This is a genomic window from Pseudomonas sp. NPDC087614 (assembly GCF_044743485.1).
In the GTDB taxonomy this organism is placed as follows: Bacteria; Pseudomonadota; Gammaproteobacteria; order Pseudomonadales; family Pseudomonadaceae; genus Aquipseudomonas; species Aquipseudomonas baetica_A.
Genome location: NZ_JBIUWN010000022.1, coordinates 58,141 through 68,901 on the forward strand (window position 1 = coordinate 58,141; position 10,761 = coordinate 68,901).

A 10,761-nucleotide genomic window follows, 5' to 3' on the forward strand; every position below is an offset into this window, starting at 1 on the left:
TGACCACCCTGCAGAACGCTGCGGAATCAGCCCACAGCACTTCCGTACAAAACGACGCCTGTGCGCAAAAAGGCTCCCAAGTCGTGCAGCAAACGGTGCAGATCATTCAGGACATTTCCCACGACCTCAACGAAGCTGCGGTGAGCATCGATGCGGTGAGCAAACAATCGGACATCATCGGCACCATCGTCCAGACCATTCGCGGCATCGCCGATCAGACCAACCTGCTGGCGCTCAATGCCGCCATTGAAGCGGCGAGGGCCGGCGAACATGGACGCGGTTTTGCCGTGGTCGCCGATGAAGTTCGAAGCCTTGCGGCACGCACCAGTCAGGCGACCCTGGAAATTGTCGACGTGGTGCGCAAAAACCACGACTTGTCGTTGAGCGCGGTGTCGAGCATGCAATCGAGCCTGAACCGAACGGGCCTTGGCGTCGAATTGGCCAATGAGGCGGGGGAGGTGATTCTGGAGATTCAGCAGGGCTCACGGCATGTGGTGGATGCGATCAGCCAGTTCAACGAGACGTTGCAGTTGAACTGACCATACCACCCCTGTGGGAGCGGGCTTGCTCGCTCCCACATCAGGTTTCATGCTGGCTTGAGCTCAGAGCGCAGCCAGAAACGTATTCGCCATCTTGTCACTGTCCTTGACGTCATTGACGTTTTCTTTCTCCGATTGCGCCAGTTGCATCTTGTCCTGCAAACGCTGGGCGATCTCTTTGCCGATGGCCAGTTGTTTCTCCGGCGGCATGTTCTTGATGTCGTCTTCGGTGATGCCCATGTCCTTGAGAATACTGTCGCGCAGACGCTGTTCAGGCGTCTTGCTCATGTAGTCCTTGAACTCGTCGGTGGCGGAACCGCTGGTTTTGGTTGCGTGCGAAGTGTCGGTGGTTTGCAGGCCGACGCGGGTCTTGGCGAAGGCTTCGTCGACGTTATCGCTCAGGCGTGCGGCAGCGCTGACTTGCTGAGTGGCAATCTGCGTGGCCGAAGCTTGCACCTTGGCGGTGGCTTCGCTGTTTTGCGTCTGCACCTGGTTTTGCAGCGCTTGCAGCATCGCGCCGTGCAGGCCGCCTTGCAGGCCGGCGGCCGCCGTGGCGGTCGCGTCTTCTGCCAGCCGCTTGGGCAGCGGCAGAATTTCCATTTGTTTGGCACTGACCAACATGATGAATTGACCTGTAGGTAATGACTGACCGCCATGCAGGAGCAATTACCATGCCCGATCAATAAAGCCTTTTACTTCATAGGGTTGTTTGATTCAGTCGATTGAAAAAGCGGTCATCCCTTGCCGGTTGGCGGCAGTGGATCACCGCAATCTGTCAGCGTCGGGCAATGTGCTCCAGCGTCAGATTCCGGCAGCGCCGAGGCCGGCAAACCAAACACCCGGTCAAACAACCAGTTGAACGCAAACGTGTAGCACGGGATGAAGATGATCAGCGCCAGATCCAGTAGAAACGCCTGCATCAGGCTGATGTTCATCCACCACGCGATCAACGGAATCAGAAACACGATCAACGTCAGTTGAAAACCAACGGCATGGACGATGCGTCGCTTGACCGTGCGGGTGCGTGATGGCTGACGGCTTTCCCAGTGTTCGAACATCGAGGTGTAGATGAAATTCCAGGTCACGGCGATGGTGGTGATGATCACGGCCAGCGGCCCGGTGCTGCCCGGCGAGGTGCCGGACAACAGCGCCAGACCGAGGGCGGAGAAGGTCATGCCGATCACTTCGTAAAGCGACACATAGACCAGTTTGCGTTTGACGCCTTGCATGGAGTTGCCTCTTTCTTGCCACTTGTTGGCCAGCGGGGCTGGCGAAGGCGGCGAAAGATAGCTTCAATAGGGCTGACAGAAAAAGTCAGCAGCTTTCAGTTCTATTGATAGGTAAGCCAAGTTGAATTTCAACAGTGACAGCATCGAACTGTTCCTTGCCGTGATCGAACGCGGTTCGTTTTCCGCCGCCGCTCGGGCCTTGGGCAAAGTCCCGTCGGCGGTGAGCATGGGCATTGGCAACCTTGAAGCCGAACTCGGCTATTCGTTGTTTGACCGCCGTCATCGCGAACCGCAACCGACGGCAATGGCCCTGTCGCTGGTGCCCCATGCACGGCTTATTGCCGAACAGCTCAAACAACTGCAAGTGCACGCGGTGGAGTTGTCCTTGGGGCTGGAGAGCAAACTGTCGATTGGCGTGGCGGCGGACATCGATCGCCATCGTTTGCTGTCGGCGATAGGGGTAATTGCCGAGCGTCACCCGCTGCTCGACATCGAAGTGCTGACCGCGCCCCAGGATGACGTGCTGGCGATGCTCCACAGTGGCCGCGTCAATGTGTGTATCGCATTCGCCGGGCTGAGTGTGAACGTGCTGGAGCGCTTTCAGTTTGTTGGCAGTGAACGCATGATCGCCACACTGGCGGCGAACAGCCCGTTGTTGCAGGGGCAGGATCTGTTCCTGGAGGATTTGGTGCAGGTGCGCCAGATCGTTGTGGCCAGTCGTGACTTGCCGATCAGCGAGACACGACCGTTGGTGGCGCAATCGTATTGGCGCACCGACAACCTTGAGACGGCAATGGAGATGGTCGAGGCAGGATTGGGATGGGGCAATTTTCCGTTGTCGGTGGTGCAGTCGCGGCTGGACTCGGGGCGCTTGAAACGGCTGAACTTTCGCAACATCGAAAACGGTCTGGTGCTGCCGGTGCATGCGGTGTGGCTCAAGAGCCAACCGCTGCAGAAGGGTGCATTGGCACTGGTTGAGCGCCTCGGTCACTAGAGTGTTGCGCCAATCCAGTGTGGGAGCGGTGTTATGTGCTTTCGCGGATTTTCAGTTCGAAGCCCATGTCCTCGACTGGACGCGCCACGCTGTTACCCGCCATCAACGTCAGCATCTGTTCCGCCGCCCGCCGGCCAATCGCTTCACGCGGGGTATTGATGCTGCTCAGGCGCGGCACCATGTGCTCGGACATCGGCAAGTCGTTGAAGCCCAGAATCGCCACTTGCTCGGGAATCCTGATGCCATTGCGTAGCGCCTCAAGCAAAGCGCCCTGCGCCAGGTCGTCGTTACCGAAGAAGATCGCATCGACATCCGGGTGCGCTGCCAGCAATTGCACAAACAACTCGCCGCCCAACCCCACGGACGACGCACGGGGGGTCAGCACTTCCAGATCCGGGTCGTACCTCCCGGCCTTCTGCAAGGCTTTGCGGAAACCTTCACCGCGCAACAAGGTGCGCTGATCGAGTTGCGCGCCGATGTAAGCCAGACGCTTGCGCCCACGGGACAACAAATGTTTGGCCGCCGTCTCGCCCGCGCTGAGCTGGGAGAACCCGACGCAATTCACCCCGGCGGCGCTGTCCAGTTCCATCATGTACACGCAGGGAATGTTGCTGGCTTCGATCATCCGCCGTGAACTTTCAGTGCGATCAAACCCGGTCAGCAGCAAACCGCGTGGCCGATAAGCCATGTAGTTGCGCAGCAGGTTCTCTTCTTCATCACGGGAATAGTGGAAGTTGCCGATCAGCACTTCGAAGCCCTTGGGCGTCAGCACCCGATGAATGGCTTCCAGCGTATCGATGAACAGCAGGTTGGACAGCGACGGCACCAGCACCACCACTGAATGGCTCTGGGCCGAGGCCAGTGCACGGGCGGCGGGGTTGACGACGTAGTTGAGTTCGAGCGCGGCTTTCTGGACTTTTTCGACCAGTTCGGTGGCCACGGTGCTGACCCCACGCAACGCGCGGGAGGCGGTAATCGGGCTCACGCCGGCCAGGCGGGCAACTTCATTGAGGGTGGGACGGCCGGTGGTGCGGGTATTTTTATCGTTTTTAGGGGTGGTCATCGGGCGGCTTGCCAAACAAAAATCAAGGCACTAAGGTAGCGCTGTCCTGATGCAGCTGCAAATGCGTGAGCGAGATCCTGCCTGATCCTCGCTTTTTGGTATCGGGAACAAACCTGCTGCAACCCAAAAAAACGACAAGAAGGCGTCGGCAACTTCTGCCTGTGCACTAGAGTCATAGCTAGCAAAGGTAGCGCTGTCTGCGCGCTGAGGTGTTATATGAGTCATCCCATCACCGCCCTGGTCATCAAGGGCGGTGCCGGTTGCGCCACGACGTGCGTCAGCGAGGCCCTGTGCCAAATCAGCGGCGCCACTGCCATTGAAGGCGATACTTTTCATCCGGCCGCCAACATCGAAAAGATGAGCGCGGGGATCCCCCTGAACGACGAAGACCGCGCCGGCTGGCTCGACAGCCTGTGCGATGAACTGCGTCGCGTCGATGCACAAGGCCAGCGCCCGGTGCTGACCTGTTCGGCGCTTAAACACAGTTACCGCGAAGTGCTGCGCAGTGCCTTGCCGGGCCTGGGTTTCGTGTTTCTTGAACTGACCCCTGAAGTCGCCGCCGAGCGTGTCTCCCACCGCCCGGGCCACTTCATGCCGGCCACGTTGATCGAAAGCCAGTTCGCCACCCTCCAATCGCCGGTCGGCGAGCCGTTGACCCTGGCGTTGAATGCTTCGATCCACAGCGTTGAAGAACTGGCCGAACAGGCTCACATCTGGTGGCAGGCCCACGGTCTGAAACCGGCGGTATGAGTGTGTTCAAGCAGATAGCGCTGTCCTCACGACTTCTGATCAACCCGCTTTAATAACAACAACAACCAGGAGACACCCCTAATGTTTGGCATGTCCCACGACTCGTTCCTGCTGCTCGATGCAGTGGTCACGGTAATCGGCCTGATTATCCTGATCACCAAGTTCAAAATTCACCCGTTCATTTCCCTGACCATCGCCGCCGCCTTCCTCGGCCTGACCTCCGGCATGCCGATCGGCACCATCATCAAGGCGTTCCAGGACGGTTTCGGTGGCGTGCTCGGTTTTGTCGGCATCATCCTCGCGCTGGGCACCATGCTCGGCAAAATGATGGCCGAGTCGGGCGGGGCGGATCAGATCGCCCAGACCCTGATTCGCGCGTTCGGCAAGGACAAGGTTCAGTGGGCCATGATGTTTGCCGCGTTCCTGGTGGGCATCCCGCTGTTCTTCGAAATCGGCTTCGTGCTGCTGATTCCGCTGGTGTTCATCGTTGCCCGTCGTACCGGCGTGTCGATCATCAAGATCGGCATTCCTTTGCTCGCCGGCCTTTCCGCCGTGCACGGTCTGGTGCCACCGCACCCCGGCCCGCTGCTGGCCATCGGCGTGTTCGGCGCTGACATCGGCAAGACCATTCTTTACGGTCTGATCGTCGCGCTGCCGACGGCAATCATTGCCGGCCCGATCTTCGGTACGTTCATCGCCAAGCACATTCCGGGTCACCCGAATCAGGAACTGGTCGATCAACTGGCCCGTGAAACCGATTCGACCAAGCTGCCGAGCTTCAGCATCACCCTGATCACCGTGCTGTTGCCGGTGTTCCTGATGCTGCTCAAAACCTTCGCAGACGTGGCGCTGCCGGACGGCCATTTCTTCCGTACCTGGATGGACATGATCGGCCACCCGATCTCGGCGTTGCTGCTGGCGTTGCTGCTGTCGCTGTACACCTTCGGTCACAAGCAAGGCATCGGCTCCCAGCAGATTCTCAAATGGCTGGATTCGAGCCTGGCACCCACGGCTGCGATCATCCTGATCATTGGTGCCGGCGGTGGCTTCAAGCAGATGCTGGTCACCAGCGGTGTGGGTGATGTGATCGGTCACATGGCAGTCAGCGCACAGATCTCGCCGATCCTGCTGGCGTGGCTGGTGGCGGCGGTGATTCGTGTCGCTACCGGTTCGGCTACCGTGGCGACCATCACCGGTGCAGGCATCGTGGTGCCAGTGGTCGGGATGATCCCTGGCGTTAACCGTGAACTGCTGGTGCTTGCCACCGGTGCCGGTTCGTTGATCCTGTCCCACGTCAATGACGCCGGTTTCTGGCTGGTGAAGCAATACTTCAACATGACCGTGGCCGAGACATTCAAGACCTGGACGGCGATGGAAACCATCCTCTCCATCGTCGCGTTGGGCTTTATCCTGCTGTTGTCGCTGTTCGTTTAAGCGATATCGTCAGGCACAAAAAAACCGCAGCGATGCGGTTTTTTTGTGGGCGGATTTTATGGTTCACCCAAAACCAGTGTGGGAGCGGGAAATGTGTCAGGCGCCGGTTTTCGGGACCAAACCATCGGCTCTGAACATCCCGCGAATCCCGCGTACAGCCTGACGAATCCGGTCCTGGTTTTCGATCAGTGCAAAGCGCACATGGTCATCGCCGTACTCACCAAACCCGACCCCAGGCGAGACACAAACCTTGGCCTCGGCCAGCAGCTTCTTGGCGAATTCCAGCGAACCCAGATGTGCATAAGCCTGGGGAATCTTCGCCCAGACATACATCGAAGCTTTCGGGTTCTCGACCATCCAGCCCAGTTCATGCAGGCCCTTGACCAGCACATTACGCCGCTGACGATATTGCTCGGCAATGTCGAGCACGCACTGTTGATCGCCTTCCAGCGCCGCAATCGCGGCCACTTGCAGCGGCGTGAAGGTGCCGTAGTCGTGGTAGCTCTTGATCCGCGCCAAGGCGTTGACCAGTTCCGGGTTACCGACCATGAAACCGATACGCCAACCGGCCATGTTGTAGCTCTTGGACAGGGTGAAAAACTCCACCGCGATGTCCTTGGCGCCCGGCACCTGCATGATCGACGGCGCTTTCCAGCCGTCGTAGACGATATCGGCGTAAGCCAGATCGTGGATCACCAACACGTCGTACTGCTTGGCGAGGGCGATGACTCGCTCGAAGAAGTCCAGCTCCACGCACTGCGCGGTGGGGTTGGACGGAAAGCCGAGGATCATCATCTTCGGCTTCGGGATCGAGCCGCGAATGGCCCGTTCCAGTTCGGCGAAGAAGTCCACACCGGGCACCAGCGGCACCGAACGCACCTGGGCGCCGGCAATCACCGCGCCGTAGATGTGAATCGGGTAGCTCGGGTTCGGCACCAGCACCGTGTCGCCCTGATCCAGTGTGGCCAGCATCAAATGCGCCAAGCCTTCCTTGGAGCCGATGGTGACGATGGCTTCGCTTTCCGGGTCGATATCGACCTCGTAGCGTTGCTTGTACCAGTTGGAAATCGCCCGGCGCAGGCGCGGAATGCCCTTGGACGTGGAGTAACCGTGGGTGTCGTCACGCTGGGCGACTTGCACAAGTTTTTCGACAATGTGCGGCGGCGTGGCGCCGTCGGGGTTGCCCATGCTCAAGTCGATGATGTCTTCACCACGACGCCGCGCGGCCATCTTCAGCTCGGCGGTGATGTTGAAAACGTAAGGGGGGAGTCGATCAATGCGCGCAAAGCGGCGCGGCGAACCTTGTTCAGCCATTGTTGCCTCGGATAACGTAAGCGCCCGGAACCGTCCGAGCGACGCGGGTCACTGCGGTGACCTGTGGCGGAAGATAAGGTCAGTGATGGCATACTGTCCAGCGCGTTTTTTAACAATTTTTGCCCAAGGAAAATGGTTGATGGAATTCACCAGCGGCTTCTTGCTGAGTCTTTCGCTGTGCCTGGACATCGGCGTGGCCAACATCGCCATGATCACCCTGGCGATGCAGCGCGGATACTTTCAGGGCTTCGCACTGGGCCTGGGCACCTGCGTCGGCGACCTGGTTTATGCGGTGCTGGCACTGGCCGGAATGACCGTGCTGCTGCAATACGAAACCGTGCGTTGGGTCCTGTGGATCGGCGGTTCGGCGCTGTTGATCTACTTTGCGGCGAAGATGATTTATTCGGCAATTCACCACGAAGCGCTGCTCGCGCAAACCGCTGAAGTGGGGCACAACTCCCATCGCAAGGAATTCTTCCGCGGGATCTTTCTGGCCATGTCGTCGCCGAGCGCGATTCTCTGGTTTGCGGCGGTGGGCGGCACGCTGATCGCCCGTTCCGGTGGCGGTGGCCCGCTGAGTTCGGCGCTGTTTCTCGCCGGGTTCCTCTGCGCCGGGCTGCTGTGGTCGGCCGGTTTGTGCTTCGCTGCAAGCCACGGTGGCAAGCTGCTCGGCGACAAATTGCTGCGCTACTCATACATGGCATCTGCAGCGATCTTCTGCTATTTCGCGGTATACGTGATCGTATCGGGCTATAACGAGTTTGTCGGTTCGGGCGCCGTCGAGCAGTTGCACGCGCTGTAACCGTGCGAATCGGTTTGGGCTTCCTATACTCACCAGCCGAACCCCTATTTTGTTCCGGAGTCGAATCATGGATGAGCAAACACGCGTCGAAGTGGCGCAACCGCGCTTCGAAAATGGACACTTTCTGCTGATTGCCGGACTGGGCGGACGGTTTACTCAGGACACCACCGAGGGCATCCCGCAGCTTTGGGAAAAATTCATCCCGCACTTGGGCGAAATTCCGGGCCAGAAAAATGAAGTGACCTACGGCATCTGCTGCAATCCTGATGGCCAGGGTGGTTTTGAGTACATTGCCGGCGTTGAGATCAGCAAGCTTGACGATCTGCCGGAGCAATATCGCTGGGTCGAGATTCAGCCCCAGCAATATGCCGTGTTCGAGCACAAAGGCTCACTGGATCAGTTGCCCGCGACCTTTCAATACATCTGGAAAACCTGGCTGCCACAATCGGGGCGCGAAGCCGCCGATGCGCCGGAATTCGAGCGATACAGCGAAGATTTCAACCCCAGGATCAATGCGGGCACGCTGGAAATCTGGCTGCCGCTCAAGGCCTGATATCAATGCACGAGGCCGTTCACTGACCGGCCTCGGTGTTTGTGCTTTATGCTTGGCAGCCTTGTTTCCACTGATTTCGAGCTGCCATGAACACCCTTATCCGTAACGTCACTGCCGCCGACCTGGATTGCTGCTACGCCATCGAAACCGTTGCCTACGAAGGCGACGAAGCCGCCACCCGCGAGAAGATCGCCACCCGCATCGCCACCTGGCCGGAGGGCTTCATCGTCGCCGAGGTGGGCGGGGTCGTCGCAGGCTTCGTCAACGCGGGTGCGGCGTTTGATGTGCAGATGTCCGATGAGGCGTTCAAGGAACTGATCGGCCACGATCCGGCGGGGCCGAACGTGGTGATCATGTCGGTGGTGGTGCACCCGGATTATCAGGGCCAGGGCCTGGCCAAGCGCCTGATGGCCGAGTTCATCGAACGCATGCGCGGGATGGACAAGGCGACGATTCACCTGATGTGCAAGGAAAAGCACATTCCGCTTTACGCCGGGTTCGGCTTTGCCTACATCAAACCGTCCGAGTCCGATCACGGCGGCATGGCGTGGCACGAGATGATCCTGACCCTCTAAAAAACGCGCCCCCTGTGTACAAGCGCGCCTGCTCGCGAAGGTGCCGTTTCAGTCGATATCTACTTGGCTGACACACCGCATTCGCGAGCAAGCCCGCTCCCACAGGGTCTAGCAGTGTTTGCAAAGAGGGTATCGCTCACATGGTTCGACGCTTCACTGTCGTAGCTGTGGCGTCGATCAGGCCATGATTAGACACGTTCGTTGTTTTCTACTCCCTACAAAGAATCCTCTGGACTGCAGTCACCGCCTTATCGAGTACGGCTTCCTCACTTAGATCGGTTGTATCGATTCTTATCCAGTTCACCAGACCGCATCGCTCATAACTGGATCTAACTCGATTCTGATAGTCAATGAAGCCCTTTTGGGGATCTGTATTTGCGCCGTCATAGGCTCCACTCTCGCTAAGGCGAAATGATCCTTTTCTCTGTGCTGCCAGTGCCGGATCAACATCTAAAAAAATTACGAAGTCAGGTTTTCTAATCGTTGAGAACATTGCCAACGCATCTTCAGCCAAATCAGTACTCTTAAGCAGGAAGCGCGCTAGGTATTTATAGTGCCAACCATCGGAGATGCAGCTTGCGCCAGAATTGATCAAAGGTGTTATAGCCGCATGATCTGTGGCCTGAAACCACGCAGTGATGAGGCTCATCCAGTGTTTGTCACCTAATTGTTCAAGGGGAGCGTTGTCCGGATAATCCCATAAGACTTCACGTAGCCGAGACATATGAAACTCTGTATAGCCAGTAGGCACTGGAGGACGATTTTTGTCTATATAGTGCAATGCAGAATGGAACTGAAAAATTCTGTCATATGTTGCTCGCGCAACCGTTGATTTTCCTGCGCCATCGGTACCTTCGAATGTAATAAATACTCCCTTATCCAAAGAATAATTCATGCAAAACCTCCTAGGTAAGCTTCAGTATCTAAAGAGTTTCTTCCACTTCCTTCTATTAGCGGTCTAAAGCCTTCTCTTTGATAAATCTCTGACATTTTTTTACCGAGTGTATTTAGAAAGTCGACGGAAGGACGTGCTTTTGTGGAGTAGTGTGAGCCGGCGTCGGGGTGGAATACTGCAACCGCAGGCACCACTCCCATGTTTCCGAAATACTCGATTCCTTCAATTATTGACTCTAAAGGTTCCATGCCAGCTACAAAACCCGCGTAGACGTTTCCACGACCTAGAACCTCGACAGCAGCTTCAAACGCAGAAAGGAAACGTGGTCTTGTATAATCCTGTGACTTTCCAGGGCAAACTTCAGAAAACAGATCTGCGTTGAATACTTCCAAACTCATGGATAAGTTGTGGCCTAGTCCTTTGAATCGCTCAAAAAGCCGGAAATCTTTGGGTGGCATCGAAATTAAGTGGTAATCCAGATTGCTTGCAGTGTTTCTTTCTTTTACTCGTTCCATTAGGGATGGTCTGAAGTAGCCCTGTATTTCCGGCCAACTTCAACCTCATCCAATTTTGAAAGCGGTAGACCGATCAAAAACGATCAGATTGCCCGCTC

General features: G+C 57.4%; 12 protein-coding genes and 1 pseudogene. 7 read left to right on the forward strand and 6 right to left on the reverse strand.

Annotated elements, in window-relative coordinates:
• Positions 1-107: 107 nt before the first annotated feature.
• Positions 108-539: pseudogene (locus tag ACIOWA_RS11375) on the forward strand (methyl-accepting chemotaxis protein); the annotation flags it as partial.
• A gap of 63 nt (positions 540-602) precedes the next feature.
• Here the strand turns inward: ACIOWA_RS11375 and ACIOWA_RS11380 are convergent.
• Entirely contained in the window at positions 603-1,160 is a 558-nt protein-coding gene (locus ACIOWA_RS11380; RefSeq protein WP_401159810.1) for a hypothetical protein, read from the reverse strand.
• A gap of 113 nt (positions 1,161-1,273) precedes the next feature.
• A complete protein-coding gene (locus tag ACIOWA_RS11385; protein WP_339430930.1) occupies positions 1,274-1,768 on the reverse strand; it encodes a PACE efflux transporter in 495 nt (164 codons plus the stop codon).
• 121 nt (positions 1,769-1,889) lie between these two features.
• On the opposite strand from ACIOWA_RS11385, the gene ACIOWA_RS11390 reads away from it, so the two are divergent.
• Positions 1,890-2,762: a LysR family transcriptional regulator gene (locus ACIOWA_RS11390; RefSeq protein WP_401159812.1), complete on the forward strand. Its 873-nt coding sequence runs from the start codon at positions 1,890-1,892 to the stop codon at positions 2,760-2,762.
• Between the two features lie 31 nt (positions 2,763-2,793).
• Here ACIOWA_RS11390 and ACIOWA_RS11395 read toward each other — a convergent pair whose 3' ends face one another.
• Positions 2,794-3,825 carry a LacI family DNA-binding transcriptional regulator gene (locus ACIOWA_RS11395; RefSeq protein ID WP_339430928.1) on the reverse strand — a complete coding sequence of 344 codons (1,032 nt, stop codon included), beginning with the start codon at positions 3,823-3,825 and terminating at the stop codon, positions 2,794-2,796.
• A gap of 216 nt (positions 3,826-4,041) precedes the next feature.
• Here ACIOWA_RS11395 and ACIOWA_RS11400 point away from each other — a divergent pair, with 216 nt between their 5' ends.
• Both ACIOWA_RS11400 and ACIOWA_RS11405 read left to right on the forward strand, forming a co-directional pair.
• Positions 4,042-4,575, forward strand: coding sequence for a gluconokinase (locus tag ACIOWA_RS11400; RefSeq protein ID WP_401159814.1), 534 nt, complete (start codon positions 4,042-4,044; stop codon positions 4,573-4,575).
• Between the two features lie 81 nt (positions 4,576-4,656).
• Positions 4,657-6,009: a GntP family permease gene (locus tag ACIOWA_RS11405; protein ID WP_339430927.1), complete on the forward strand. Its 1,353-nt coding sequence runs from the start codon at positions 4,657-4,659 to the stop codon at positions 6,007-6,009.
• A 96-nt stretch (positions 6,010-6,105) separates the two neighbouring features.
• Here the strand turns inward: ACIOWA_RS11405 and alaC are convergent, their stop codons facing one another.
• Positions 6,106-7,323, reverse strand: a complete 1,218-nt coding sequence (gene alaC, locus ACIOWA_RS11410) for an alanine transaminase (RefSeq protein ID WP_339464029.1) — start codon at positions 7,321-7,323, stop codon at positions 6,106-6,108.
• A gap of 139 nt (positions 7,324-7,462) precedes the next feature.
• Here alaC and ACIOWA_RS11415 point away from each other — a divergent pair, with 139 nt between their 5' ends.
• From ACIOWA_RS11415 to ACIOWA_RS11425, 3 genes are all read left to right on the forward strand, one after another.
• Complete coding sequence (locus ACIOWA_RS11415) at positions 7,463-8,125, forward strand: LysE family transporter (protein ID WP_339430925.1); 663 nt, start codon at positions 7,463-7,465, stop codon at positions 8,123-8,125.
• A 67-nt stretch (positions 8,126-8,192) separates the two neighbouring features.
• Positions 8,193-8,678 carry a GyrI-like domain-containing protein gene (locus tag ACIOWA_RS11420; RefSeq protein ID WP_339430924.1) on the forward strand — a complete coding sequence of 162 codons (486 nt, stop codon included), beginning with the start codon at positions 8,193-8,195 and terminating at the stop codon, positions 8,676-8,678.
• An 86-nt stretch (positions 8,679-8,764) separates the two neighbouring features.
• On the forward strand, positions 8,765-9,253 hold the full coding sequence (locus tag ACIOWA_RS11425) for an N-acetyltransferase (RefSeq protein WP_339430923.1): 489 nt from the start codon (positions 8,765-8,767) through the stop codon (positions 9,251-9,253).
• Between the two features lie 208 nt (positions 9,254-9,461).
• Here the strand turns inward: ACIOWA_RS11425 and ACIOWA_RS11430 are convergent, their stop codons facing one another.
• Positions 9,462-10,148, reverse strand: a complete 687-nt coding sequence (locus tag ACIOWA_RS11430) for a dTMP kinase (RefSeq protein WP_401159817.1) — start codon at positions 10,146-10,148, stop codon at positions 9,462-9,464.
• Complete coding sequence (locus ACIOWA_RS11435; RefSeq protein ID WP_401159819.1) at positions 10,145-10,663, reverse strand: radical SAM protein; 519 nt, start codon at positions 10,661-10,663, stop codon at positions 10,145-10,147. The genes ACIOWA_RS11430 and ACIOWA_RS11435 overlap by 4 nt, the downstream gene beginning before the upstream one ends.
• Positions 10,664-10,761: the final 98 nt, after the last annotated feature.

Excerpts from the sequence above, each read along its gene's own strand:
- ACIOWA_RS11430 (WP_401159817.1), bottom strand. The coding sequence starts at position 10,148 with ATGAATTATTCTTTGGATAAGGGAGTATTTATTACATTCGAAGGTACC.
- ACIOWA_RS11425 (WP_339430923.1), top strand. The coding sequence starts at position 8,765 with ATGAACACCCTTATCCGTAACGTCACTGCCGCCGACCTGGATTGCTGC.
- ACIOWA_RS11380 (WP_401159810.1), bottom strand. The coding sequence starts at position 1,160 with ATGTTGGTCAGTGCCAAACAAATGGAAATTCTGCCGCTGCCCAAGCGG.
- ACIOWA_RS11435 (WP_401159819.1), bottom strand. The coding sequence starts at position 10,663 with ATGGAACGAGTAAAAGAAAGAAACACTGCAAGCAATCTGGATTACCAC.
- ACIOWA_RS11385 (WP_339430930.1), bottom strand. The coding sequence starts at position 1,768 with ATGCAAGGCGTCAAACGCAAACTGGTCTATGTGTCGCTTTACGAAGTG.
- alaC (WP_339464029.1), bottom strand. The coding sequence starts at position 7,323 with ATGGCTGAACAAGGTTCGCCGCGCCGCTTTGCGCGCATTGATCGACTC.
- ACIOWA_RS11415 (WP_339430925.1), top strand. The coding sequence starts at position 7,463 with ATGGAATTCACCAGCGGCTTCTTGCTGAGTCTTTCGCTGTGCCTGGAC.
- ACIOWA_RS11420 (WP_339430924.1), top strand. The coding sequence starts at position 8,193 with ATGGATGAGCAAACACGCGTCGAAGTGGCGCAACCGCGCTTCGAAAAT.
- ACIOWA_RS11400 (WP_401159814.1), top strand. The coding sequence starts at position 4,042 with ATGAGTCATCCCATCACCGCCCTGGTCATCAAGGGCGGTGCCGGTTGC.
- ACIOWA_RS11405 (WP_339430927.1), top strand. The coding sequence starts at position 4,657 with ATGTTTGGCATGTCCCACGACTCGTTCCTGCTGCTCGATGCAGTGGTC.
- ACIOWA_RS11395 (WP_339430928.1), bottom strand. The coding sequence starts at position 3,825 with ATGACCACCCCTAAAAACGATAAAAATACCCGCACCACCGGCCGTCCC.